This window comes from Variovorax sp. 22077, from assembly GCF_052044195.1.
Taxonomy (GTDB): Bacteria; Pseudomonadota; Gammaproteobacteria; order Burkholderiales; family Burkholderiaceae_C; genus Variovorax; species Variovorax atrisoli.
Map to the genome: position 1 here is coordinate 123,649 of NZ_JBQEQC010000020.1, position 23,245 is coordinate 146,893.

Below are 23,245 nucleotides of genomic sequence, written 5' to 3' on the forward strand. Positions count from 1 at the left end.
CGGTTCTCAGAGCCGGTCCGACATCGCGTGCAGGTAGGCACGCACGGCCGAGTTCGTGCTCAGGCCAATGGCCCTGTCGAATGCCTGGCGTGCGGCGGAGCGCGCACCGCCGGCCGCCAGCAGATGGGCGCGCGCCGCCCAGTACGGCTGGTAGCTCGCCACGTCCTGCGCAGGAATGGACTCGAGCGCCCTGAGGCCGATCTCCGGGCCACGCGCGTTTGCGAGCGCGCAAGCGAGGCTGACCTGCGCGCCGATGCTGGTGCGCAGCGCCAGCAGCCCTTCGTACAGCGACACCAGTGCCTCGGGCGGCACCGGCGCGCCGACGCGGCGTTCGCAATGGGCCGACTGGATCGCCGCCTCGAGCTGGTAGGCGCCGAGCGACTTCATTTCGGATGCGCGGCGCAGGCAGAGCTCGGCCTCGGCGAGCAGGTCGGGGTTCCAGCGCAGCGGGTCCTGCTGATCGAGCGGCACATAGGCGCCGGTGTCGCTGCGGCGCGCGGGCATGCGGGCCTCGCAGAAGAGCATCAGCGCCAGCAGGCCCAGCGGCTCGGGCTCGGCGGGCATCAGGCCGCAGAGGATGCGGCAGAGGTCGATGGCTTCCGTCGTGAGGCCGCGCGGCAGGGCGTCGGCGCCGTCGATGTCGTCCCAGCCGGTGCCGTAGGCGGCGTAGATGCCGTCGAGCACGTCCTGCAGCCGCTGCGGCAGGTCGCGCGCCTGCGGGTATTCGAAGGGAATGCCCGCTGCGCGGATGCGGGCCTTGGCGCGCACCAGCCGCTGGCCGAGGGTGGAAGGCGCGGTGAGGAAGGCGCCGGCCATGCGGGCCGCGTCGAGGCCGAGCACGGTCTGCAGCATGAGCGGCGCGCGCGCAGGGGCATCGACGGCCGGGTGCGCGCACACGAAGAGCAGGCGCAGCCGCTCGTCGGGGATGGCGCTGGCGCCATCGGCGGCGTCGTCGACCTCGCCCGCGAGCAGCAGCAGGGTCTGGGTGGCCTGGTCCTGCACGCGGCTGTGGCGCCAGGCGTCGAGCTTGCGATGGCGCGCCACGCTCAGCAGCCAGGCATCTGGCTCGGCCGGGACGCCATCCGCGGGCCAGCGCGCGAGCGCTCGGGCGAAGGCGTCGGCGAGCGCGTCTTCCGATGCCGCGATGTCGTGGGTGCGCGCCGACAGGATGGCCAGCAGCCGGCCATACGACTCGCGCGCCGCCCGCTCGGCGGCCCCGTGAACCGCCGGGTCGCTCATGGGAGCACCTGCGTGCCCCGCACTGCGGTACGAGCTTGCCTGGGGCGGCCCGGCGCGGCGCTCATGCCGCCGCTGCGGCCAGTGCGGTGGCCACGAAGACGGGCCGCACCTCCACCCCGCCGCTGGTCGCGCAGGGCGCACGCGCCGCCCATTCGAGCGCGGCGTCGAGGTCGGGCACGTCGATCACGAAGTAGCCTCCGAGCTGCTCCTTGGTGTCGGCGAAGGGGCCGTCCTGTACCTGGCGCCTGTCGCCGCGCACGCGCAGCGTGGTGCCGGTCATGGGCGGGAAGAGGCCGTGGCCGCCGAGCGAGATGCCCGACTGGCGCACCGCGTCGGCATATGCGACCCAGCTGGCCCGGTAGGCCTGCGCGGATGCGTCTTCGCGCTGCTCGAATTCGGCCGCGGGCTGGTAGAACATCAACATGTACTGCATGGTGTCTCTCCGTCAAGGAAAAGCTTGCTGAGCAGGATCGCTCACCACAATGACGGCCAGCCGGCGAGCATTTCGACACGGGCTTCGTGCCGAGCAGAACATTTTTTACGTGAAAGCCGCCCGGTGCAACGGTGGCTGCACCGAAGCGGAAAGTTCTCGGCCAGCCGTCAGGCGGCCTCTGCCCGTGCCGCGGGCGCGAACAGGGCTTCCATCTCGTTGCGCAGCCTGTAGGCGGCGGTGGTGGTGTCGATGGCCACGTCGGCCCAGCTCAGGCTCTGGCCCTTCTTCACCGGTCGCACCAGGCTGATGCCGTGCGCCAGCCCCAGCGGCAGGCCGCCCAGGCGCAGCGAGCGCCCGGCCGGCAGCAGCTTGCCCCAGACGGTGTAGCCGCCTTCGCCATCGAGCATCTCGCCGGCAGCCAGGTCGCGTTTTGCGGTGGCGACCACGTCGGCGTTCCAGCAGGTCGCCACGCCGGTGGGCTCGCCGCGCAGCGCCACGCTGGCCACCGACATGCCGACTTCGAGCCCGATGAGGTGCCAGCGCTTGTAGAGCGTGAAGTAGCGCCCGCTTGGGTCGGTGTGGGCGTTGTACTCCTCGAAGCAGTTCTTGATGTACTCGGTCTCGGCCTCGACGGTGACCCACACACCCATGCGGATGTCGTACGGGATCTTCCGCCCGTCGGCTTCCAGCGAAGACACCACCTCGACCATGCCCTTGCGCTCCAGCACGCCGCCTTCGCTCTTCGGCCGGGTGACGAAGGGGATGTCTTCCACGCTCGCGGGCGGGTAGAGCAGGCCGTCCGATGGCACCGCCAGGCCGGTGGCGTTGGCGACCGCCGAGCTTTCGATGGAAGGCTTGGAGCCGTCGAGGAAGCTGTTGAACATCTTCGGGTTGAGCCCGCCGCGCTTGGCCTGCTCGGGGGTGAGGCCGTAGTTGCCCCACACCGTCTCGGGTGTCGATTCGGTGAAGTGCGGCAGCCACTTGTGGCCGCGCCCGGCCGCCACCACCGGAAAGCCGCAGGTGCGCGCCCAGTCGACCAGGTCGCAGATCAGCGCCGGCTGGTCGCCGAAGGCCAGCGAATAGACCACGCCGGCCTGCTGGGCCTTGCGCGCGAGCAGCGGGCCGCAGAAGGCGTCGGCCTCCACGGTCACGTTCACCACATGCTTGCCGTGGGCGAAGGCATCGAGGCAGTGATCGACCGCCGCGATGGGGTTGCCGGTGCACTCGACCACGATGTCGATGGAGGGCTCGCGCGTCACGGCCTGCCAGTCGTCGGTGATCCAGGTGGTGCCCTGTTTCAGCGCCTCCTGCACCGATGCGGCCGTGGCGCGTTCGCGCTCCCAGCCCACGCGCTCGAGGTTGACGCGGGCCGCATCCGGCGACAGGTCGGCTATCGCCATCAGCTGCACGCCGGGCGTGCGCGGAATCTGCGCGAGGTACATCGAGCCGAACTTGCCGGCGCCGATCAGGCCGATGCGGATGGGGCGGCCTTCGGCGGCGCGCTGCTGCAGGCGGGCGTGGAGGCTCATGTCGTTCAGGCCTCCACCGTGTCGAGCACGTCGAGCGAGGTGCGCAGCGCGCTGTCGGGCAGGCCGTTCTTCCACGGCACGTCCACAGGGTAGGGCTTGAGCAGGCAGTCGTCGGGCAGCAGCTCGATGGGCGTGAAGTCGCGGTGGGCGATGTACTCGGGGCGCTTGTGGCGGCGGATGTGGTTGCTGACCGCGCACAGGCTCAGGTACACCGCCACGCGGTTGAAGGGCGAGAGGTTGCTGCCCGAGGCATGCACCAGGCAGCTGTGGAACAGGATCATCGAGCCGGCCGGCCCCTTGGGCGAGACGATGCCGCCCTGCTTGCCGCCGGCGCGCTCCACCAACTGGCGGATCAGGTCGTTGTCGACGGTCCAAAGCGGGTAGCTGGTGGTCGTGAGGTCGTGCTTCGCATCGACCACGCCCTTGCGGTGGCTGCCCGGGATGAACATCAGCGGACCATTGTGCTCGTTCACGTCGTCCAGAAAGATCGCCACGTTCATCGCGCGCTCGGTGGGCATCAGGTCGTCGTTGAGCCAGGTGCCGTAGTCCTGGTGCCACTGCCACACGTCGCCTTCGAAGGCCATCTTCCCGTTGATCTTGAACTGGTGCATGTAGACCTCCTCGCCGAAGAGATCGACCACCGGCTCGACCATGCGCGGATGGCGCGCGAGCCGCGCGAAGGGCTCGCTCACTAGGTGCGCCGCGAAGTTCGTGCGCACGGCGTCGGAGCCTTTCTCGCGCACGTTGAAGGCCTCGCGCTTCGCGTAGAGGTCGGGCACCGCATCGGTCAGTGCCCTGGTTTCTTCGGCCGAGAAGTGGCCGGGGAAGAACAGATAGCCGTCGCGCTCGAACTGCGCGCGCTGCTCGGGGGTGAGCTTCATGCCTTGTCTCCTTTCTGCTTGGGGGTGTTGGCGGATGCCGCATGTGCCAGCAGCCGCTCGCTCAGTGCCTCGCTGGCCCGCGAGACGTGTTCCTCGCTCAGGCGCGCGGCACGGTCCGCGTTGCCTGCCGCGATGGCTTCGGCAATGGCCTCGTGCTCGTCCCACAGCGTCTCGCGCTGCGGCTCGGCCTGCAGCACCGCGCCCATCGCGCGGCGCAGGTGGCGCCAATGCGGATCGGCGCTCTGCGCAATCAACGGATTGCCCGAGGCCTCGTAAATGGCCTGATGGAAGGCGACGTCGGCATCGATCATGGCTTCCACGTTGCGCCCGCGCGCGGCACGCCGCCCGCGCTCGATGAGTTTGGGGTCGATGCGAAAGCGCTGCCGCGCCGCCAGCCTCGCGGCCAGGGCATCGAGCGCGCCGCGCACCTGGTAGACCTTGCGCATCGCCTCCGCTTCCAGCGGGGCCACCAGCACGCCGCGGCCGGGCGCGTCGAGCACGAAGCCGTCCTTCTTCAGAAGCCGCAGTGCCTGCAGCACCGGCTGGCGCGACACCGAGAGGCGCTGCGCGATGTCTTCCTGCGTAATGCGCTCGCAGGGTGCAAGCGTGCCGCTGCTGATGGCGCCGAGCAGGGCGCGGTAGACCTGGTCGACGAGGTCGGGCGCGACCTCGATGCTGACGAGCTGGGCGGGCATGGTTGTCTCCTTGCGCCGGTTTCTTTGAACTCTGTATACAGAGTACGGAGTTCGCCGCTGTCGCAGATAGCGGGTTTTTACCCATCGGGGCTGCAAAAGACCGGAAGCCGCCGCTAAGCTCGGCCTCATGCAACTACCCACCTACGACGACGTCATCGCCGCGGCCGCGCGGCTCGAAGGCCACGCCCACCGCACGCCGGTGCTGCGCTCCACCACCGCCAACGAGCGCTGGGGCGCAGAGTTCTTCTTCAAGTGCGAGAACTTCCAGCGCATGGGCGCCTTCAAGTTCCGCGGCGCCTTCAACGCGCTGTCGAAGTTCGATGCCGCGCAGCGCAAGGGCGGCGTGATCGCCTTCTCGTCGGGCAACCACGCGCAGGCCATCGCGCTGTCGGCGCGCCTGCTGCAGATGCCCGCCGTCATTGTCATGCCCAAGGACGCGCCGGCCGCCAAGGTCGCCGCCACCAAGGGCTACGGCGCCGAGGTCGTGATGTACGACCGCTTCACCGAAGACCGCGAGGCGCTGACCAGGAAGCTCGCGCAGGAGCGCGGCATGACGATGATCCCGCCCTACGACCACCCCGACGTGCTCACTGGCCAGGGCACCGCGGTGAAGGAGCTGATCGAGGAGACCGGCCCGCTCGACCACCTGTTCGTCTGCCTGGGCGGCGGCGGGCTTCTCTCGGGCTCGGCGCTGTCGGCGCGCGCGCTGTCGCCGCAGTGCAAGGTCTACGGCGTGGAGCCCGAGGCCGGCAACGACGGCCAGCAGTCGTTCCGCGCCGGGAAGATCGTGCACATCGAAACCCCGAAGACCATCGCCGACGGCGCGCAGACGCAGCATCTTGGCGAATACACCTTCGGCATCATCCGCCGCGACGTGGACGACATCTTCACCGTCACCGACGAGCAGCTCGTCGAAGCGATGCGCTTCTTCGCCGAGCGCATGAAGATGGTGGTGGAGCCCACCGGTTGCCTCGCCTTCGCAGGCGCCATCGCTGCAGGCAAGGCCATTGCAGGCCAGCGCGTGGGCGTGCTGATCAGCGGCGGCAACGTCGACCTGTCGCGCTTCGCGGCGCTTATCGCGCCGCAGTAAGCGGCTCTGCGCTCAGGCCGCGCGCAGCGAGCCGAAGAGCCCTTCGGTCTCGTCCCCGGGGCCGGCCGCGAAGTAGAGCGCGTTGCTGTCGCCCAGGGCCACTCCGTTGCCGAACTGCAGGCCCCACAGGCCTGCGATGGCCAACGGGCGGTCTTGGCCGTCGCGCAGATCGTCCAGGTATTGCCCGTTGTCCAGGTCGAAAGCGCAGATGCGGCCCGCGCCGCCGAAATTGCCGACCAGCAGCCGGCCCGACATTGCACCGAAGTCGGCCGGTGCGATCGCCACGCCCCAGGGGGCATTGAGCCGCCCATCGTCCGCGTAGATGCGCAGCAGCCTGCCGTCCAGGTCGAATTCGGCCAGCCTGCCCCGCGCGGGCCGGTTGCCCGAAGCGGCTTCTGCCGCGGCGTCCAGGCTTTGTTCTTCACCTGCAAGGAACGCGTCCGCATTGGCCGGATCGGGCTGGCTGATCGCGTAGAGCACGAAGACCCGGTCCTGCCTGCCGTCGTTCACCACCTGGATGTTGAAAGGCACCGGGTCGCCGGGCCGTGCCGTGCCGGCGGGGCCGCTCGCGAAAGGATTGGCGAAGCCCCTCGTGGGCACGAGCTGCCATTGCGCATCGAGCGTGCGTATCTGCGGCTGGGCGCCGAAGTCGGCCAGCCAGAGGCGGTCCCAGTGGCCGGTATGGATGGCCGCGCCGAAGAACGCCATGCCCTGTGCGGCACCGTTGAAGACTTCCACGGCCGGGCCGTCCACGCGCACGATGGTGCCGGTCTCGGCATCGCGCTCGGTCCAGGCGCTCACGCTGCCGCTGTCGGTGACGAAGACGAAGCGTGCGCTGCCGTCGAGCATGCGGTCGCCGGCGGGCTGGCCCCGCACCCGCAGCAGCTCCGAGGTCAGTGCCGCGCCGTTGAATACGACGCCGGTGACCTTGCCCGCGCTCGCATCGCCGGTTGAAGCGTCGGAGCCGGGCACGCTCACCTTGCGCAAGCCGTCCTGTTTTAGCGTACGCAACGCCGGATCGGCCGAGCGCATCACGTCACCGAGGTACTGCCAGGACGTGCCGCCTCCGGCGACCCAGAAATGACCGCCCGCGCCCGCCGGACGGATGGCGATTCCCCAGCCGTTGACGAACTCCGGCTCCGTGAAGTGAGCGCCGTAGCGCGAGTGGCTGGCCAGCAGATTGGTCTGCCGGTAGCGGTTGACGCTGGCGCCGAGGTTGCTGCCGCCGATGCCGCGGCAGGCGATCGGCGCCGACGAACACGGATTGGCGGCGCTGTCGCTGCCGCCCCCGCCGCAGGCTGCCAGTGCCGATGAAGCGATGGCGCCCAGAACGAAATTTCTTCTGTCGAACATTGGATGGTCCTCCCTGATTGCATTGCAAAGCCGTTTTTCGATTGGCTGAGCACGCGGGACCACCAGCCCTGTGGAATCAAGGCATCGGTGTGTTCGCAGGTGTCCTGGCTATGGGTTGTGCATCCTATTTGCGCCTGCCGTGCCTTTTGCGCGGGACGTGAAGCCGGGCCGCTTTTCTGCCAACTTTTTCCACCGCAGGAGATGAATTTCAGGCCGCGATGCCGTCGGCTCGCAAGTGCAGCAGCCGGTCGGCCTGCGCAGCCGCGCTTTCGGAGTGCGTCACCAGCACCAGCGAGGCACCGTGCTCGCGGGTCTGGCCGATGAGCAGTTCCATCACCTTCGCGGCGGTGGTGGGGTCGAGGTTGCCCGTGGGCTCGTCGGCCAGCAGCAGGGCGGGGCGGTGCACCAGTGCGCGCGCGATGGCCACGCGCTGTAGCTGCCCGCCCGAGAGCGTCTGCGGCAGCCGCGTGCCCATGCCGGGCAGGCCCACTGCCTCGAGCATGTGTGCGATGCGGCCTTCGCTGTCCTTCTGCTGCCCCAGCAGCATCAGCGGCAGCGCCACGTTCTGCGCCACGTCGAGGTGCGGAAGCACGTGGAAGGCCTGGAACACAAAGCCGACGTGGCGGCGCCGCCAGAGCGCGCAGGCCTCGCCGTCGAGTGCGCCGATGTCGATGCCGTCGTGCATCACCGTGCCCTGGTCCCAGCTGTCGAGGCCGGCCATGCAGTTGAGCAGCGTGGACTTGCCGACGCCCGATTCGCCCACGATGGCGACGAACTCGCCGGGCTCGACGGTGAGCGTCACGTTCTCGAAGACAGGCGCATCACCGTAGTGCTTGCCGAGGTTGGAAATGCGCAGCGTCATCGGAGGGCGACGGCCTTTGCCATGAGTTGAACGGCGGTCTGCACCGCATCGGGGGCGTCGCAGGCGATCACGGTGCGCTGCGGCATGCTGCGCAGCCAGGTGATCTGCCGCTTGGCGAGCTGGCGCGTGGCGGCGATGCCGCGCTCGCGCAGGTCGGCCATGGCCTTGGCATCGGGCGCGGCGCTGCCGGCCGCGTCGAGCGTTTCCCAGGCCTGCCGGTAGCCGACGCAGCGCATCGAAGGCAGGTCGGTCGACAGGTCGCCGCGCGCGCGCAGGGCGCGCACCTCGTCGAGGAAGCCGGCTGCGAGCATGGCGTCAAAGCGTTCGGCGATGCGCCCGTGCAGCCAGGCGCGATCGGCGGGTTCGAGCGAGAACAGCATGCCGCCTTCGACCGGGGCGGCAGTCTTGTTGTCGCTCGCATGGAAGCTCGACAGCGGCTGGCCGCTGCTCTCCCACACCTCGAGCGCGCGCTGGATCCGCTGGCTGTCCTGCGGCGCGAGCCGCGCGGCGGTGACCGGATCGACCTGCGCGAGCCGCGCATGCATGGCGGGCCAGCCCAGCGCCGCCGCGTCGGCATCGATGCGCGCGCGCACGGCGGCATCGGCTGCCGGCATGGCGTCGATGCCGTCGAACAGCGCCTTGAAATACAGCATGGTGCCGCCCACCAGCAGCGGCAGCGCGCCGCGCGAGCGGATCTCGTCGATGAGCCGCGTCGCATCGGCCACGAAGGCGGCGGCGCTGTAGCTCTCGCGCGGATCGAGGATGTCGATCAGGTGGTGCGGCACGGCGGCCTGTTCGGCCGGCGTGGGCTTGGCGGTGCCGATGTCCATGCCGCGATAGACCAGCGCCGAATCGACAGAGACGATCTCCACCGGCAGCAGGCGCGCGAGCGCCAGGGCGGCGGCCGTCTTGCCCGAGGCGGTCGGGCCTGCAAGTGCGACGTAGCGCGGGGGATTCGAGCGAGGAACGGCGTCGGGCGAGGCCGCGGTGGCGGCCTTCGCGGCCGCAACGGAACTGGGAGACATGGTGCGCCGAGCGTAGCAAATGGCGCGAGCCCGGCAGCCCGCCGGGCCCAAATGGCGCGAGCCGCTTGAGCGAGCGCCCTCAGATCGCAGCAGGCACCGTCGGCTGCAGCTTGCCGCTCACGTCCTGCGGAGTGAGCGGGGAGGAAGATGCGGGCGGCGCGAGCCGCGGCGTCGGCCGGACGGTGGCATTGCTCGCGACCATGTTCTCCGGCTTCATGCGGAAAAGCTGGGTCAGCGCCGCCCGGTACTGCGCCTCGCCGACCGAGTTGGTGTTGTGGTGGGAACCGCCCTCGACCAGTACGAACATCTTCGGCACGGTGGCCGCGTCGTACAGCTTGCGGCCCAGGGTCGGGTTGATCAGGCTGTCGGCGGTGCCGTGCACCACCAGCAGCGGCGCGCCGATGTCCTTGACCGCCTTGATCGCCTCGAAGCGCTGCGTGATGAAGGGGCCGAAGGGCAGCCAGCCCCACTTGAAGCCGCTGACCACGTCGGCGATGGAGGTGAAGGTGCTTTCGACGATGGTGCCGCTCTCGTCGTTCACGTGCGAGGCCAGGTCGATGCCGATGGCGCCGCCGAGCGAATGGCCGAAGATGTAACGGTGCTGCTTCGGGTGGCGCGCGGCCAGCCAGGTCCAGGCGGCGCGGGCGTCCTCGCGGGCCGTTTCCTCAGAAGGCAGGCCCTTGGAGCTCTTCCCGAAACCGCGGTAATCGATGGCCAGCACGGAGAAGCCCAGTTCATGCATGCGCTGGATGCGCGGTGCGGAGCCGGCCACGTTGTAACGGGCGCCATGCAGGTACAGCAGCACCGGGGTGGCGGTGGTTTCGGGCGCGCCGCCGAGCCACAGGCCGTGCAGGCGGACGGGTTCGCCGGTGATGGAGGACTGGAAGTCGATCCACACGTCCTCCATGCCCTGAGCCATGGCGGCGGTGTTGCCCCAGCTGCGGTCGCTGGGCTGGAAGATCCATTCGCGCTGCTGTTCGTCGAGCGTCGAGCAGCCGGCGGCGAGCAGGGCACACAGCGAGAGGACAGACGCGAGGAGGGTCCAGCGTTTCATCATGGGTTTGAGGGACAGCGGAGTCGGCTCGAAAGTTCACGTGCTTTCACCTTGATGCGCCGACACAGCATCGAGGTAACTCCCTGAAACAGTGCTCGCGGGCACTTTACCGAGCACATGCAACGGATGTGCCTGGGATTTCGCCGACTGCGGAAAACCCTAGAAAAAAGGCTTAAAGATGTCCGAAAGCCGCAGATCGGCCGCGTTTTGCCGCTTATCGGCCACGCATGAAGAGCGAATCCAGCTCGCGGATCGAAAGCTGGCGCCAGGTCGGCCGGCCGTGGTTGCACTGGTCGGAGCGCTCGGTCGCCTCCATCTGGCGCAGCAGCGCATTCATTTCGTCGATGGTGAGCTTGCGGTTGGCCCTCACCGCGCCATGGCAGGCCATGGTGGACAGCAGTTCGTTCTGGGCGCGCTGCACCACGGTGCTGGCGTCGTGCTGGCCCAGTTCTGCCAGCACGCTGCGCGCGAGCTCCACCGGATCGCCATCGGCCAGCGTTCCGGGCACGGCGCGCACCGCCAGCGTGCGTGCCGAGAAGGGCGTGATCTCGAGCCCCAGCGTCGGCAGCACCTCGGCGCAGGCCTCGGCCGTGGCCACTTCCTGCGGCGTGGCCGCGAAGGTGGCCGGGATCAGCAGCGGCTGGCTGCTGATCGCCGCGCCGTCGAGCTGCGTCTTGAGCCGCTCGTAGACGATGCGCTCGTGCGCCGCGTGCATGTCGACGATCACCAGGCCCTGGCTGTTCTCGGCCAGGATGTACACACCCTGCAGCTGGGCCAGCGCCCGGCCCAGCGGCCAGGCTTCGTCGTTGTTGGCGATGGACTGGGGGCGGCCCGCGCCAGGGGGCAGCGCGGCCGGCGCCTGGAAGCTCGCAGCGGACGCGCTCGCTGCGGGCCAGGGAGGCGCAGCGGCAGGTTCCGCCGCATGCAGCGGGGCCTGATCGTTGCTGCTGCGCTGCGGCCACATGGCCTCGAAGTCGCCGGTGCCTCGCTGTTCGCGCGGCGCGAAGTCCATCGCCGGCTGCGCCCAGCCGGCATTCGGCGGCAGCGGCGCCTGCTTGAAGAAGGGCTGCGGCGCGCCCGTGGGCGCCACGGCATCGCCGGCGCGGGGGGCCGCGAGCGCATCCTCGATGGCGTGGCGCACCGCCTGGTGCACCTCGCGCCCGTCGCGGAAGCGCACTTCGATCTTGGTGGGGTGCACGTTCACGTCGACGCGCGACGGATCGATTTCCAGGTACAGCGCATACACCGGCTGGCGCTGGCCGTGCAGCACGTCCTCATAGGCGCTGCGCACCGCGTGCGACAGCACCTTGTCGCGCACGAAGCGCCCGTTGACGTAGAAGAACTGGTGGTCGCCCCGCGAGCGCGCCGCATCGGGAATGCCGGCTCGGCCGACCACGCGCACCGGACCGGCCTCGCGCTCGACCGCCACGCTCTGCGCCACGAACTCGTCGCTCAGCGCATCGGCCAGCCGCTGCTCGCGCGTGGCGGCGGCGCGCCACTGCTCGATGAGCTTTCCGTCGTGCCAGACCGAGAAGCCCACTTCGGGCCGCGCCAGCGCGTGGCGGCGCACCGCCTCGATGCAATGGGCCAGCTCGGTGGCATCGGTCTTCAGGAACTTGCGGCGCGCGGGGGTCGCGAAGAACAGCTCGCGCACCTCGACCGTGGTGCCGGTGGAGCGGGCCACCGGCCGCAGCTCGCCGGTGCGCCCGTCGAGCGCGAATGCGGAATCGGAGCCCGTGAAGCGCGAAAGAATGCTGAGCTCGGCAATGGCGTTGATGGCGGCCAGCGCCTCGCCGCGAAAGCCCATCGTGCCGACCGTCTCCAGGTCGTCGAGGCTGGCGATCTTGCTGGTGGCATGGCGGCGCAGGGCCACCGTGAGTTCCTCGCGCGGAATGCCCAGGCCGTCGTCTTCCACGGAGATCAGCCGCACGCCGCCCGAGGCCAGCCGCACAGTGACCTGGCTGGCACCCGCGTCCAGCGCGTTGTCCAGCAGCTCGCGCACCACCGAAGCCGGACGTTCGACGACTTCACCTGCGGCGATCTGGCTGATCAGCTCGTCGGGAAGCTCGCGGATCGGGCGGCGTTGTGCGGGGGCGATGGAGGTGGGGAGGGCGCTCACCGGGGCATTCTAAAAGCGGGGCCATTGGGGCGCCGGCTCAGGGCTGCTGCAGCTGCTTGAACATCACGTACGCATCCACGAAGCCATGCCGTGGATGCCTGAAGGCACCAGGCAGCGTGCCGACGATCTCGAAGCCCATCTTGCCCCACAGCCGCACCGCGCCTTCGTTGGTGGACACCACGAAGTTGAACTGCATCGCACGAAAGCCCATGCGCAGGGCCTCCTGCTGCGAGTGTTCGCACAGGGCAGATGCCACGCCCATGCCGCGCGCCGCATCGGACACCACGTAACCGCAATTGCTTACGTGCGAGCCCTGGCCGGGCTGGTTGGGCCGGATGACGTAGGTGCCGAGCACCGTGCCCTCGTCGTTGCAGGCGACAAAAGTCGCCGTGGGCACTTTCATCCACGAATCGCGCGCCTGCTCTTCGGTCACGTCGGGGGGATAGGTGTAGGTATCTCCGCGGCGGAAGGTCGGCTCGAGGACCGACCAGATGGCGGGCCAGTCGACATAGGTGGCGGCGCGTATGTGCAGCATGGGGTGATTCACGGGGGCGTCGGGATCGAGCAAGGATAATCCGCGGCCATGGAAATCATCAGCTTTCTCGTCGACTTCATCCTTCACGTCGACAAGCACCTCGAGGCCTTCGTCATCGCCTACGGCCCCTGGGTCTACGCCTTGCTGTTCCTCATCGTCTTCGTGGAAACCGGCGCGGTGGTGATGCCGTTCCTGCCCGGCGACTCGCTGCTCTTCATCGTCGGCGCGCTGTGCGGCGCGGGGCTCATGAACTATCCACTGGCCTGCGGGATCTTGATCGCGGCCGCGATCCTGGGCGACCAGTGCAACTACTCCATCGGCCGCTACTTCGGGCCGAAGGTGTTCCAGTGGGAGAACTCACGCTTCTTCAACCGCAAGGCCTTCGACCAGGCCCATTCGTTCTACGAGCGCTACGGCGGCATCACCATCATCCTCGCGCGCTTCATGCCCTTCATCCGCACCTTCGCGCCCTTCGTGGCGGGCGTGGCCGAGATGAGCCGCGCGAAGTTCACGATGTTCAACGTGGTGGGCGCATTGATCTGGGTGCTGGGCATCGCCACCGCCGGCTACTTCTTCGGCAACCTGCCGTTCGTGCGCCAGCATCTGGACAAGATCATCTGGGCGCTGATCTTCGTGCCGGGCCTCCTGGCCATCTATGGCGCGTGGAAGGCCTCGAAGGCCGAGAAGGCGCGCGAGGCGCAGCAGGCTTCGCAGGCCTGATCTTCGATACCTTCCATCCATCCATGAAAAAGCGCGCCCTCGGGCGCGCTTTTCAGTTCAGGCCTGCTGTCCAGGCCGTGTATCAGTAGTTCGGGCCGTTGCCCGGGTAGTAGCCACTGCCGCGTGGATAGCGTTGCTGGTTGTAATAGTTGCGTTCGTCGGCGTTGCGGCCGACCTGGTTGCCGATGATGCCGCCGATGGCCGCGCCGCCCACGGTGCTCGCGGTATTGCCGCCGATGGCATTGCCAACCAGTGCGCCGCCCACTGCGCCCACCCCGGTCCCGAGGTTCTGATTGGGGCCGCTTGCGCAACCCGCAATCGTCAAGACGGAAGTGGCTGCGGCTGCAGCGATCCAGAGACGTGTCTTCATGATTTCCACCTTTCGATGAGTGATGGTTCATCATGTCCAGAACACCCTTGGGCGCCGTGTAGGAACCTGCCGCACGTGCCTGTGCGGACTCGCGGGGCGAACCGCGTGGGACAGGAGTGCATGCTTTGGCCCTACAACCGGCCGGCGCCGGCTGTCACCGGCCGGCGGCTAGAGCTGCCGGCTGCGCGCCAGCGGCGGGTTCTGCGCGAAGTAGCGCTGGATGCCGCGCATCAGCGCATCGGCCAGGTTCTCCTGGTAGTCGACGCGGCGCAGGTTGGCTTCTTCTTCCGGATTGCTGATGAAGGCGGTCTCCACCAGCACGCTCGGAATGTCGGGCGCCTTCAGCACCGCGAAGCCGGCCTGTTCGACCTGGCCCTTGTGCAGCCGCGCGCCGATACCCTTGATCTCGCCGAGCATCGCGCCGCCGAGCTTGAGGCTGTCGTTGATCTGCGCGGTGGTGCTCATGTCGAGCAGCGCGCGCTGCACCTGGGCCTCGTGGTTGCCCACGTTCACGCCGCCGACGCGGTCGGCGTCGTTCTCCTTGTTGGCGAGCCAGCGCGCAGCGCTGCTGGAGGCACCGCTCTGGCTCAGCGCGAACACGCTGGCGCCGCGCGCAGCGGGGGTGGTGAAGGCGTCGGCGTGGATGCTCACGAACAGGTCGGCCTGCACGCGCCGCGCCTTCTGCACGCGCACGCCCAGCGGCACGAAGAAGTCGGCGTCGCGCGTGAGGAAGGCGCGCATGGGGCTGCCGTTCACGCTGCTCGCGTTGATGCGCTGGCGCAGGCGGTGGGCCACCTGCAGCACGATGTCTTTCTCGCGCGTGCCGTTGGGGCCGATGGCGCCGGGGTCTTCGCCGCCATGGCCGGGGTCGAGCGCCACGATGATGATTCGGTCGGTGCGATTGGCCGTGGCGGCCACCGGTGGTGGGGGTGGCACGGGCGGCGCGGACGGCATAGGGGGCCTGGCGGGCGGCGCCGCGGCCACCACGGGCGGGGGCGGCGGCATCGAGGGCCTGTCGCCGCCGGCCGTTGATGCGGGCGGCGGCGATTGCGGACCGGGTCGCATCGACTGCTGCGCCATCAGGTCGCCCAGTGGATCCGCGGCGGGCGCAGGCGCGGTTGCCGGCGGCGCGACGGCGACTGCGGAGCCGCCACCGAAGCTGCGCGGCGCATCGCGCAGGCGCTCGGCGATCAGCGCTTCCATCGGGTCGATCGCCTGCTCGGGATAGAGGTCGAGCACCAGCCGGTGCTTGTAGGCGGCCACGGGCGCGAGCGAGAACACCTGGGGCACCACGGCCTGCTTCAGGTCGAACACGATGCGCACCACCTTCGGCGCGTTCTGGCCGACGCGCAGGCCATTGATGTACGGGTCGCCGGGCTTGATCTTGCCGACGAGCTCGCGCAGTTCGGGGTTGAGGTCGATGCCCTCGATGTCGACCGCAAGCCGCGGCGGGCTGCCCACCACGAGCTGCTGCGAGTTCAGGCGTGCGTCGGACTCGATGGTCACGCGCGTGTAGTCGGCGGCGGGCCACACGCGCACGGCGAGGATGGTGGCGCCGCGCGCGATCTGGTGCACGCCGAGCATCAGCGCGATGCTGCCGCCTTGCAGCAGCACGCGCCGTTTCAGGCCGGCCGCCTTCATGCGGCGATGCGCGCCAGCAGATCGCTGCCGCGAGCGGTGTTCGCCAGGAGGGTCACGCTGCGTGTGTCGTCAGTCATTGCTTCTATTTTAATAGCGAGGTCGGCAATTGGCGTACGGCCCGCGGCGTTGTCCGGCCATTCGGCCAGCTTGAGGCCCGGTCCCGCGAAGATGTCGCGGAAGCCGGCGTCGTCCCATTCGCGCGGATCGGCGAAGCGATAGAAGTCGAAATGGAAGATCTGCAGCCCGTCGGGCGCCTCGTGGGGCTCGACCACCGCGTAGGTGGGGCTCTTGATGCGTCCGGAGATGCCCAGGGCGCGAAGCAGGTGGCGTACGAAAGTGGTCTTGCCGGCGCCGAGGTCGCCATGCAGTTCGATGAAGGCATTGCTCAATGCGGGTGCCGAGGCCAGCTTCTGCGCGAATGCTTCGGTGTCGGCTTCGCTGCACCAGCGCAGGCTGCGGGTGCTCTTGTGCGTTTCTACAATCGGCAAGTGATCGTCAGCCATCCACTCGTTGTTCGTATTCAGGCCTTGGCCAGGGAACTCGGATTCTCCCAAATCGGAATCGCGGGCGTCGATCTGTCGAGCGCCGAGGCCGGTCTGATGCAATGGCTGGCCCATGGGTTCCATGGCGAGATGCAATACATGGCAACGCACGGCGCGCGCCGCGCGCGTCCGGCCGAGCTGGTGCCGGGCACGGTGAGCGTGATCACCGCGCGCATGGACTACCTGCCGCGCAGCACCGAGCCCGAGTGGCAGGCCATCGAGTTCGGCCGCCTCAAGCGTCCCGGCGAGGCCATCGTCTCGGTCTATGCGCGAGGGCGCGACTATCACAAGGTGGTGCGCAACCGGCTCGCGAAGCTGGCGGAGCAAATCGCCGAGGAGGTCGGCCCCTTCGGGCACCGCGCCTTCACCGACTCGGCCCCCGTGCTCGAGGCCGAGCTGGCCTCGCGCAGCGGCCAGGGCTGGCGCGGCAAGCACACGCTGGTGCTCGACCGCGACGCCGGCTCGATGTTCTTCCTGGGCGAGATCTACGTCGACATGGAGTTGCCGCCGAGCGAGCCCGTCACCGCGCACTGCGGCAGCTGCAGCGCCTGCATCGACGTGTGCCCGACGCAGGCCATCATCGCGCCGAAGCGGCTCGACGCACGCCGCTGCATCTCGTACCTCACCATCGAGCATGGCGGGCCCATCCCGCTCGAGCTGCGCCCGCTGATGGCCAACCGCATCTACGGCTGCGACGATTGCCAGCTGATCTGCCCCTGGAACAAGTTCGCGAAGAAGAGCACGCTGCCCGACTTCGACGCGCGCCAGGAACTCACCGGCCGCACCCTGGCCGACCTGTTCGCATGGACCGAGCAGGATTTCCTTCGCCGCACCGAAGGCAGTCCGATCCGCCGCATCGGCCATGAACGCTGGCTGCGCAATATCGCGGTGGCGCTGGGCAATGCGGTGCGTTCGGGCGAGGGCGGTGCGAAGGAAGCGTTGGCGACGCGTGCCGAGCACCCGAGCGAGCTGGTGCGCGAGCACGTCGCCTGGGGTCTCGCGCAGGACCCCGCGAACTGAGGCTTCAGGCCGGCAGGATCTCGCGCACGCGCTCCCACGGCCGGCACATCAGCGTGCCGCGAGGTGACACCACGATGGGCCGCTGCAGCAGGATCGGGTGCTCCACGATGAAGTCGAAGATCTGGTCGTCGGTCCATTTCGGATCGGCGATGTTCAGCTCCTCGTAGGGCGCTTCCTTTGTGCGCAGCAGATCGCGCGCGCCCATGCCCATGGCCTTCGAGAGCTCGCGCAGCTTCTTCTTCGAGGGCGGTGTTTCAAGATAGAGAACGATCTCGGGCTCCACGCCGCTTTCGCGGATCAACGACAGCACGTTGCGCGACGTGCTGCAGTTGGGCTTGTGGTAGATCGTCATCGGGTAGGCGGTGGTCGGGGTGCGTGCGGTCATGGTGCCGATGATAGGAAACCCGATGGCGGGGGCCGAGGGCTCAGCTTTCCTGCGCGTCCATCGAGAACGGGAAGCGCGCCGCCCAGAACTCCGCCAGGCGCGGATCGGCATCCACGCGGCGCACCACCTGCGTCATGCGTGGCGCCACGCGATAGAAGCGCCGGCGGCGCGGCGTCCAGCGCGACACCACGGTCACGTACAGGTCGAGCATGCTGATCTTCTCGCCCAGCAGGTAGGGCGCTGGTTCGTCGATCTGCGAATCCATCAGCTGCCAGCAATGCGCGATGCGCTCGGCGGTGCGTTCGAGCATCGCGGCTTGCGCGGCCGGGTCGGGCACGAGGCGCGAAGGCTCGTCGCGCACCCAGAACATCGAGTAGATGGCGGCCGGCAGGTAGACCATCCAGCGCAGGTAGCGCGCGCGCAGCGGGTCGTCGGGCGCGGGGCAGAGCTGCGCCTCGGGATAGCGGTCGCCCAGCCAGATCAGGATGGCCGCGCTCTCGGTCATCACCTCGCCCGACGGCAGCACGAGCGCCGGCACCTGCCGCATCGGGTTGACACCGGCGACGCGCTCGCGCTCGGCATCGCCCTCCCACGGAGCGATGTCGATGGTCTCGACCTGCGCGCCAATCAGCGTGAGCGCCGCGTGGATGGGCGTGGCGCCCGAGCCGGGCGCGCCGTAGAGGGTGTAGCGGTCTTCGCGTGCGGAGGCGGATGGGCTGGTCATCCGCGCAGGTTACGCAGGCCCGCCGGCCTTGTCACGTAGGTCAGGCGGCCAGGAGCGCGTCCACCTTCTTCAGCCCTTCGAGCGTCTTGACGCAGGCCTCGGCCACTTCCGTGCCCTTGACCGCGAAGTGGCGGTGGAAGTACTTGCGGTGCTCCACGTGTTCGTGGAAGTGATGCGGCGTGAGCACGGCCGAGAAGATCGGCACGTCGGTCTCCAGCTGCAGCGACATCAGCGTGCTGACCACCGTGTTCGCCACGAACTCGTGGCGGTAGATGCCGCCGTCGACCACCAGCGCACAGCCGATGATGGCTGCGTACTTGCCGGAGTTGGCGAGGCGCTTGGCGTGCAGCGGGATCTCGAAGGCGCCCGGCACGTCGAAGATGTCGATGAGATCGCGCGCCACGCCCAGGCGCTCCATCTCCTCGAGGAAGGCGTCGCGCGCCTGGTGGACGATGTCGGAATGCCACTGCGCCTCGACGAAGGCGATGCGCGTGCCGCGTGGCGAACCCGACGCGGTGACGGCGGAAAGGGGAAGGTCGTTGATCTGACTCATGGTGTGCCTCTGAGAAAGCAGGTTTCCTGAATCAGGGCGCACGAAACCGCAAGGCAGCTCGCGCGCGGGCCGAAGCCGGACGCGCGGGCAGGCCCGCATTTCGCGCTCTCTTTCATCCGGACTGTGACCGTCGGCTTCGGAATCGCACCGAAATCTGCTGACCCCGAAGCTCGTTGCAAGCTCCGGGCGCTCGCGGGCTTGTGCGGCTTTTCCTTTCGGAAGACACCGCCATCACCGCCGGTGGGGAGTTTCACCCCGCCCTGAGAACGCTTGCTGCCCGGCGAGCCGGACAGCGGGGCCGATTGTAGGTGTCGGCCCCGGAGGGAGCCTGTCGCCCCCGCGCCAGACCTTCGCCCGGGCGGGGATTTTCTTCAGAAGCGATACGTGGCCGCCGCAGTCACGGTACGGCGCTGGCCGTAGAAGCAGTCGCCGCGCGCCAGGCAGGTGGTCAACTGCACCTTGTCCGTCAGGTTGCCCACGTTGAGCGACAGGCGCAGCGGGCCGTTGTCCCAGGCGAACATCGCGTCCAGCAGGGTGACCGAGGGCACCGGGTTGGCGTCCATGCCATCCCACGACTTGCCGATGTAGCGCACGCCGCCGCCCACGGAGAAGCCGGGCACGCCGCCGATGGAGAAGCGCCGCATCAGCCAGGCCGAGGCCGTGTGCTTCGGCACGCCCGAGATGCGCTTGCCCAGGTCGGTGCCGTTGCTGCGCGAGACGCGCGCGTCGGTGTAGGCGTAGGAGGCGACCCAGTCCCAGTCGCGGCCGATGCTGCCCTTGTATTCGAGCTCCAGCCCCTTCACGTGCACCTCGCCGAGCTGGATGCTGTTGAGCGGGTTGGTCGGGTCGGTGGTCTTGCGGTTGGTGTCGCGCAGGTCGTACACCGCCGCCATGAACGAGGTGCGCCGGCCTTCGGGCTCCCACTTCACGCCGGCTTCCCACTGCTTGCCGCGCTGGGGCTTGAAGGGCGTGTTGTTCACGTCCGCGCCGCCCAGCGGCAGGAACGATTCCGCATAGCTCAGGTACGGAGCCCAGCCGCCGTCGGCCAGGTAGACGAGGCCGGCGCGCTTGGTGGTCGCCTTGTCGTCGACCGCCACGGCGGGGCGGCCTTCGGTGTCGGTGGTGGCCTTGTCGTGGCGCAGGCCCAGCAGGCCGACCCAGCGGCCGTACTTGACCTGATCCTGCACGTAGATGCCGGCCTGCTTCTGCACCACAGCGGGCTGCCGCGTGAGGAATGCGGGCGGCGTGTAGTTGCCGTACACCGGCGCATACACGTCGAGCGCGCCGGCGCGGCCGCGGCCGGTGAGCTGCGAGGTCTCGTTGCGCTGGAAGTCCGCGCCGACGAGCAGCGTGTGCTCGGCTGCGCCGGTCTTGAAGTGGGCCTCTGCCTGGTTGTCGAGCAGCAGCATCTTGCCGCCGTTGATGGTGGCGCTCAGGTCGCGCTCGATGGTGCGCTGGTCGGCGTTGAACACCGGGCGTGCGGGGCGGTTGGTGAGCCTGTTGGCGGTGAAGCTGGTGTACGAGGTGTTGTAGACCACCTTGCTCTCGGTCGAGCGCAGGTTCTGCCTGAAGGTCCAGGTGTCGTTGAAGCGATGGCTGAACAGGTAGCCCAGCGAGGTGTTGCGCGTGTCGTAGCGGTCGAAGCCCGGCTCGCCGGTGAAGGTCGAGGTGGGAATCTGGCCGTAGAGCGACGGTAGCAGCGTGCCCTGCCACGGGAAGAAGCCGATCAGCGAGCCGCTCTTGTCCTTCTGGTAGAGCGCCTGCAGCGTGAGCGAGGTGTCGGCGTTCGGGCGCCAGGTGAGCGAGGGCGCGAGCAGGATGCGGTCGTCGGGCACGTGGTCGACCTGCGTGCCGCTGTCGCGGTTGACGGCCACCAGGCGATAGAGCCACTTGCCCTCGGTGTCCAGCGGCCCGGTGAAATCGGCCGCGACCTGCTTGCGGTTGTGGCTGCCCAGCTGCACCTGCACTTCGCGCTGCAGCTCGGCCTGCGGGCGCTTCGACACCAGGTTCAGCACGCCGCCGATGCCCCCCTGGCCGTAGAGCACGGAAGAGGGCCCGCGCAGCAGCTCGACCCGCTCCAGCGTGTACGGATCGGCGCGCGTGGTGTTGTAGGTGCCGTAGCTTCGCTGCAGCCCGTCGAGGTACTGAATGGCGTCGCCGCCGCGCACCTTGAACGAGTCGACGCGGCTGTCGAAGTAGCTCGACACCACGCCGGCCGTGTAGTTGGTGGTCTCGCGCAGCGTGAGCGCGCTCTGCGCCTCCATCTGGTCGCGCGTGACCACCGAGATGGCCTGCGGCGTCTCGATCAGCGGCGTGTCGGTCTTGGTGGCGGTGCCGCCGCGCCTGGCGACGAAGCCGGTCACCGGGCCGGTGGCGCTTTCGACTGCGTCGCCCGTCACGGTGATCGTGGGCAGGGCCTTGCGGGTCTCGGCGGATTCGTCCTTTTCCTGGGCGTAGGCCGGCACGGCGGCGCCCAGCGCCATGGCGGTCGCCGCGAGCGTGGCGCGGCGGGCATGGGAAATTTGCGGGTTGGGGCGCCAAGCCGGGCGCCGATGCTTCTTCGATGTCATGTGCAGCTTCTCCTGTGTCCTGCGTTTGGGGGGAGTGGCTGCGGCGCACGCCGGATGCGGGCGCGCCATGGCTTCTCGTCTCTGATCCATTCGGTTCGGACGAGCGCAAACCGGCGGCTCGCTTCGGGCTGGCGGCCGGTGGGTTTTGTGGGTTCTTGTTGCGTCGTCGCGGGCAGCTTTTTCGGCTGCGGTCTTCGTTCCTTCGAAGACGGCTTGCACGCCCGTTGCGGGCGGCTGGCTGAGCGGCCGGATTATAGGAAGAAAGACATCAACGCCCGGCCAGAAACCGCGTCATGCGCTGCAGTTCTTCGTCGAGCGCCGCGCGGAAGGCCGCATCGCGCGGCTTCCTGTCGGCGAAGCCGAAGGCTGGCTGCAGCTTTCCTTCCGGCGCGCTCACGTTGGCCCAGCCGATCACGCGGTCGTGCCACAGCATCGGCAGCGCGTAGTAGCCGAACTGGCGCTTCGGCGCTGGCGTGTAGGCCTCGAACTTGTAGGTCCAGCCCCAGAGCAGCTCGAAACGGCGGCGGTCCCACACGACAGGGTCGAAGGGCGCGAGCAGGCGCACCGCCTCGTCGGGTGCATGGCGGCGCGAGGCCGGGTTCTCGTCGGCGGGCCAGAACCAGGTGGTGCCCTCGACGCTGCAGCTGGCGAGCTCCTCGCGCGCGATGCGCAGCGCCGCCTGCGTCTGCGCCGAGAGATGCGGCGCGCCGTAGCCGAGCAGGCGCACGAGGTACGTGAGGCCCGATGCGGGCAGCGGCGCGTACTTGCGCACCACCAGTTCGATGAGCGCCGCCGCGCGGCGAGCGCGCCCGGCAGGGCTGTCGTCCGCGGGCACGTGCGTCACCGCCTCGTAGACGCGCGTGCCGCTGTCGCGCCGCACCACGCGCAGCATGCCGCGGTAGTGCATGCCGTCGAGCAGGTGCGTGGTCGCGTTGCTGGAGCCGCCCCAGTAGTTCTTGACGCGGCCGTGCGCGAAGTGCTGCTCGACCTGCCGCGGATGCACCGGGCCGTGCTCCTTCACGTAGGCGAGCACGTCGGCCGCCTTGCGCCGGGTGTCGGCGTCCCATGCGCGCTTGGCCTCGCGCGGATGCATCAGCGCCAGATGCTCTCGCGGCAGGAAGCCGTAGTTGACGAGGCAGTCTTCCTCGATCGCGAGGCGCGTGTAGCGGCTTTCCAGATCGCCCGCGCGGTAGTCCTTCACACGGTGGCGCAGCGTCAGGTCTTGCGCGCGCGCCGGCGCGCGGATCGGATCGGCCTGCACGAAGCCGAGCCGGCGGATCGCGGCGGGCAGTGTCGTGGGCTTGAAGAGGGTGCGCGCGACTGCGTAGCGGCGCAGGTCGTCGAGGGTGGGGGCAGGCATCGGAGGATTGCAGCACAGGCGGCGGACTTTCGCTTTGCTCCGCTGGGTTGTGCGTTCCTCGTCGTTCAGGGCGCGCTCACGCCGACGGGTACCTTGCTCCGCGAATGTCCCCCGGCCTTCGGCCTCCTCCTGATATTGTTCATCCGCTCCCGTAGCGCTGAAGGGAGCCCGTTCGGTAGACCCTGTGCTCCTCCTTGGGCTTTCCAGCCCGCAATAAAGACTGGGGAACCGAACGGATTCGACGCTGTAGCTCGAACGGTGTCTTGGGGCGTCGCCGGCCGGTGCGCTGGCGACGACCCCGCATATCAGGGTGCGCGTGTCGAATGTGGCGCATTGACTCTGCTGCCAAGGAGTATCACGGTGACATGCAAGGTAGGAGTCGACATCAGCAAGATGAAGCTCGATGTAGCGTGGCTGCGGGCGGACAGCAAGTACCGCTCCAAGGTGTTCCCCAACAACGCAAGCGGCTTTGAGGAGCTGCTGCGATGGTTGCAATCCAATCTGCCCGATGGCAAGGCTGCGGCCCACGTCTGCATGGAAGCCAC

22 protein-coding genes and 1 riboswitch are annotated in these 23,245 nt (G+C 68.8%); of the genes, 3 read left to right on the plus strand and 19 right to left on the minus strand.

Annotated elements, in window-relative coordinates; all coding sequences use genetic code 11:
* Window positions 1-6: 6 nt before the first annotated feature.
* The 5 genes from ACTJLF_RS25455 to ACTJLF_RS25475 form a co-directional block, all read right to left on the minus strand.
* Entirely contained in the window at window positions 7-1,239 is a 1,233-nt protein-coding gene (locus ACTJLF_RS25455) for an RNA polymerase sigma factor (protein WP_440884130.1), read from the minus strand.
* 61 nt (window positions 1,240-1,300) lie between these two features.
* On the minus strand, window positions 1,301-1,672 hold the full coding sequence (locus ACTJLF_RS25460; protein ID WP_019653355.1) for a YciI family protein: 372 nt from the start codon (window positions 1,670-1,672) through the stop codon (window positions 1,301-1,303).
* 167 nt (window positions 1,673-1,839) lie between these two features.
* Window positions 1,840-3,201 (minus strand): NAD(P)H-dependent oxidoreductase, encoded by a 1,362-nt coding sequence (locus tag ACTJLF_RS25465; protein ID WP_354421202.1) that lies wholly within the window; start codon window positions 3,199-3,201, stop codon window positions 1,840-1,842.
* Window positions 3,202-3,206: 5 nt separating this feature from the next.
* Complete coding sequence (locus ACTJLF_RS25470; protein ID WP_354421200.1) at window positions 3,207-4,082, minus strand: phytanoyl-CoA dioxygenase family protein; 876 nt, start codon at window positions 4,080-4,082, stop codon at window positions 3,207-3,209.
* The gene (locus ACTJLF_RS25475; RefSeq protein ID WP_354421198.1) at window positions 4,079-4,777 is read right to left on the minus strand and encodes a GntR family transcriptional regulator; all 699 of its coding nucleotides are present in this window, start codon (window positions 4,775-4,777) and stop codon (window positions 4,079-4,081) included. The genes ACTJLF_RS25470 and ACTJLF_RS25475 overlap by 4 nt, the downstream gene beginning before the upstream one ends.
* Before the next feature lie 127 nt (window positions 4,778-4,904).
* Between ACTJLF_RS25475 and ACTJLF_RS25480 the strand changes: the two genes are divergently transcribed.
* Window positions 4,905-5,867: a threo-3-hydroxy-L-aspartate ammonia-lyase gene (locus ACTJLF_RS25480; protein ID WP_132797873.1), complete on the plus strand. Its 963-nt coding sequence runs from the start codon at window positions 4,905-4,907 to the stop codon at window positions 5,865-5,867.
* Between the two features lie 12 nt (window positions 5,868-5,879).
* Here the strand turns inward: ACTJLF_RS25480 and ACTJLF_RS25485 are convergent, their stop codons facing one another.
* The 6 genes from ACTJLF_RS25485 to ACTJLF_RS25510 form a co-directional block, all read right to left on the minus strand.
* Window positions 5,880-7,220: a TIGR03118 family protein gene (locus ACTJLF_RS25485; RefSeq protein ID WP_440884131.1), complete on the minus strand. Its 1,341-nt coding sequence runs from the start codon at window positions 7,218-7,220 to the stop codon at window positions 5,880-5,882.
* Between the two features lie 208 nt (window positions 7,221-7,428).
* Window positions 7,429-8,082, minus strand: coding sequence for an ABC transporter ATP-binding protein (locus ACTJLF_RS25490; protein WP_132797877.1), 654 nt, complete (start codon window positions 8,080-8,082; stop codon window positions 7,429-7,431).
* Window positions 8,079-9,107, minus strand: coding sequence for a tRNA (adenosine(37)-N6)-dimethylallyltransferase MiaA (gene miaA, locus ACTJLF_RS25495; protein ID WP_019653349.1), 1,029 nt, complete (start codon window positions 9,105-9,107; stop codon window positions 8,079-8,081). Before miaA ends, ACTJLF_RS25490 begins: the two co-directional genes overlap by 4 nt.
* Window positions 9,108-9,186: 79 nt before the next feature.
* Window positions 9,187-10,161 carry an alpha/beta hydrolase gene (locus tag ACTJLF_RS25500; protein ID WP_132750628.1) on the minus strand — a complete coding sequence of 325 codons (975 nt, stop codon included), beginning with the start codon at window positions 10,159-10,161 and terminating at the stop codon, window positions 9,187-9,189.
* 214 nt (window positions 10,162-10,375) lie between these two features.
* The gene (gene mutL / locus ACTJLF_RS25505; RefSeq protein WP_440884132.1) at window positions 10,376-12,280 is read right to left on the minus strand and encodes a DNA mismatch repair endonuclease MutL; all 1,905 of its coding nucleotides are present in this window, start codon (window positions 12,278-12,280) and stop codon (window positions 10,376-10,378) included.
* 37 nt (window positions 12,281-12,317) lie between these two features.
* The gene (locus ACTJLF_RS25510) at window positions 12,318-12,815 is read right to left on the minus strand and encodes an N-acetyltransferase family protein (RefSeq protein WP_440884133.1); all 498 of its coding nucleotides are present in this window, start codon (window positions 12,813-12,815) and stop codon (window positions 12,318-12,320) included.
* A gap of 48 nt (window positions 12,816-12,863) precedes the next feature.
* Here ACTJLF_RS25510 and ACTJLF_RS25515 point away from each other — a divergent pair, with 48 nt between their 5' ends.
* A complete protein-coding gene (locus ACTJLF_RS25515; protein WP_019653345.1) occupies window positions 12,864-13,535 on the plus strand; it encodes a DedA family protein in 672 nt (223 codons plus the stop codon).
* A gap of 82 nt (window positions 13,536-13,617) precedes the next feature.
* Here the strand turns inward: ACTJLF_RS25515 and ACTJLF_RS25520 are convergent, their stop codons facing one another.
* The 3 genes from ACTJLF_RS25520 to tsaE form a co-directional block, all read right to left on the minus strand.
* Window positions 13,618-13,905 carry a glycine zipper domain-containing protein gene (locus ACTJLF_RS25520; protein ID WP_020722983.1) on the minus strand — a complete coding sequence of 96 codons (288 nt, stop codon included), beginning with the start codon at window positions 13,903-13,905 and terminating at the stop codon, window positions 13,618-13,620.
* Between the two features lie 168 nt (window positions 13,906-14,073).
* Window positions 14,074-15,546, minus strand: a complete 1,473-nt coding sequence (locus tag ACTJLF_RS25525; RefSeq protein WP_440884134.1) for an N-acetylmuramoyl-L-alanine amidase — start codon at window positions 15,544-15,546, stop codon at window positions 14,074-14,076.
* Window positions 15,543-16,049, minus strand: a complete 507-nt coding sequence (gene tsaE, locus ACTJLF_RS25530) for a tRNA (adenosine(37)-N6)-threonylcarbamoyltransferase complex ATPase subunit type 1 TsaE (protein ID WP_132750631.1) — start codon at window positions 16,047-16,049, stop codon at window positions 15,543-15,545. The genes ACTJLF_RS25525 and tsaE overlap by 4 nt, the downstream gene beginning before the upstream one ends.
* Between tsaE and queG the strand changes: the two genes are divergently transcribed.
* Window positions 16,035-17,108: a tRNA epoxyqueuosine(34) reductase QueG gene (queG, locus tag ACTJLF_RS25535; RefSeq protein ID WP_440884135.1), complete on the plus strand. Its 1,074-nt coding sequence runs from the start codon at window positions 16,035-16,037 to the stop codon at window positions 17,106-17,108. The two genes, tsaE and queG, sit on opposite strands and share 15 nt — an antisense overlap.
* 4 nt (window positions 17,109-17,112) lie before the next feature.
* Here the strand turns inward: queG and arsC are convergent, their stop codons facing one another.
* The 5 genes from arsC to ACTJLF_RS25560 form a co-directional block, all read right to left on the minus strand.
* Window positions 17,113-17,493, minus strand: coding sequence for an arsenate reductase (glutaredoxin) (gene arsC, locus ACTJLF_RS25540; RefSeq protein WP_019653340.1), 381 nt, complete (start codon window positions 17,491-17,493; stop codon window positions 17,113-17,115).
* 40 nt (window positions 17,494-17,533) lie between these two features.
* On the minus strand, window positions 17,534-18,217 hold the full coding sequence (locus ACTJLF_RS25545) for a glutathione S-transferase family protein (protein WP_132750632.1): 684 nt from the start codon (window positions 18,215-18,217) through the stop codon (window positions 17,534-17,536).
* Between the two features lie 40 nt (window positions 18,218-18,257).
* Window positions 18,258-18,770 carry a 6,7-dimethyl-8-ribityllumazine synthase gene (locus ACTJLF_RS25550; RefSeq protein WP_019653338.1) on the minus strand — a complete coding sequence of 171 codons (513 nt, stop codon included), beginning with the start codon at window positions 18,768-18,770 and terminating at the stop codon, window positions 18,258-18,260.
* Window positions 18,771-18,870: 100 nt separating this feature from the next.
* Window positions 18,871-19,042, minus strand: a riboswitch (FMN riboswitch).
* Window positions 19,043-19,141: 99 nt separating this feature from the next.
* Window positions 19,142-21,340, minus strand: a complete 2,199-nt coding sequence (locus ACTJLF_RS25555; RefSeq protein WP_440884136.1) for a TonB-dependent siderophore receptor — start codon at window positions 21,338-21,340, stop codon at window positions 19,142-19,144.
* 268 nt (window positions 21,341-21,608) lie between these two features.
* Window positions 21,609-22,700 (minus strand): DNA glycosylase AlkZ-like family protein, encoded by a 1,092-nt coding sequence (locus ACTJLF_RS25560; RefSeq protein ID WP_440884137.1) that lies wholly within the window; start codon window positions 22,698-22,700, stop codon window positions 21,609-21,611.
* Window positions 22,701-23,245 lie beyond the last annotated feature (545 nt).

Bases quoted from the DNA above. Each gene is read 5' to 3' on its own strand.
- arsC (WP_019653340.1), bottom strand. From the start codon at position 17,493: ATGACCGCACGCACCCCGACCACCGCCTACCCGATGACGATCTACCAC.
- tsaE (WP_132750631.1), bottom strand. From the start codon at position 16,049: ATGGCTGACGATCACTTGCCGATTGTAGAAACGCACAAGAGCACCCGC.
- ACTJLF_RS25515 (WP_019653345.1), top strand. From the start codon at position 12,864: ATGGAAATCATCAGCTTTCTCGTCGACTTCATCCTTCACGTCGACAAG.
- ACTJLF_RS25485 (WP_440884131.1), bottom strand. From the start codon at position 7,220: ATGTTCGACAGAAGAAATTTCGTTCTGGGCGCCATCGCTTCATCGGCA.
- ACTJLF_RS25500 (WP_132750628.1), bottom strand. From the start codon at position 10,161: ATGAAACGCTGGACCCTCCTCGCGTCTGTCCTCTCGCTGTGTGCCCTG.
- ACTJLF_RS25560 (WP_440884137.1), bottom strand. From the start codon at position 22,700: ATGCCTGCCCCCACCCTCGACGACCTGCGCCGCTACGCAGTCGCGCGC.
- ACTJLF_RS25550 (WP_019653338.1), bottom strand. From the start codon at position 18,770: ATGAGTCAGATCAACGACCTTCCCCTTTCCGCCGTCACCGCGTCGGGT.
- ACTJLF_RS25460 (WP_019653355.1), bottom strand. From the start codon at position 1,672: ATGCAGTACATGTTGATGTTCTACCAGCCCGCGGCCGAATTCGAGCAG.
- ACTJLF_RS25545 (WP_132750632.1), bottom strand. From the start codon at position 18,217: ATGACCAGCCCATCCGCCTCCGCACGCGAAGACCGCTACACCCTCTAC.
- ACTJLF_RS25465 (WP_354421202.1), bottom strand. From the start codon at position 3,201: ATGAGCCTCCACGCCCGCCTGCAGCAGCGCGCCGCCGAAGGCCGCCCC.
- ACTJLF_RS25480 (WP_132797873.1), top strand. From the start codon at position 4,905: ATGCAACTACCCACCTACGACGACGTCATCGCCGCGGCCGCGCGGCTC.
- ACTJLF_RS25510 (WP_440884133.1), bottom strand. From the start codon at position 12,815: ATGCTGCACATACGCGCCGCCACCTATGTCGACTGGCCCGCCATCTGG.
- ACTJLF_RS25470 (WP_354421200.1), bottom strand. From the start codon at position 4,082: ATGAAGCTCACCCCCGAGCAGCGCGCGCAGTTCGAGCGCGACGGCTAT.
- miaA (WP_019653349.1), bottom strand. From the start codon at position 9,107: ATGTCTCCCAGTTCCGTTGCGGCCGCGAAGGCCGCCACCGCGGCCTCG.
- ACTJLF_RS25475 (WP_354421198.1), bottom strand. From the start codon at position 4,777: ATGCCCGCCCAGCTCGTCAGCATCGAGGTCGCGCCCGACCTCGTCGAC.
- ACTJLF_RS25520 (WP_020722983.1), bottom strand. From the start codon at position 13,905: ATGAAGACACGTCTCTGGATCGCTGCAGCCGCAGCCACTTCCGTCTTG.
- ACTJLF_RS25490 (WP_132797877.1), bottom strand. From the start codon at position 8,082: ATGACGCTGCGCATTTCCAACCTCGGCAAGCACTACGGTGATGCGCCT.
- ACTJLF_RS25525 (WP_440884134.1), bottom strand. From the start codon at position 15,546: ATGAAGGCGGCCGGCCTGAAACGGCGCGTGCTGCTGCAAGGCGGCAGC.
- ACTJLF_RS25455 (WP_440884130.1), bottom strand. From the start codon at position 1,239: ATGAGCGACCCGGCGGTTCACGGGGCCGCCGAGCGGGCGGCGCGCGAG.
- ACTJLF_RS25555 (WP_440884136.1), bottom strand. From the start codon at position 21,340: ATGACATCGAAGAAGCATCGGCGCCCGGCTTGGCGCCCCAACCCGCAA.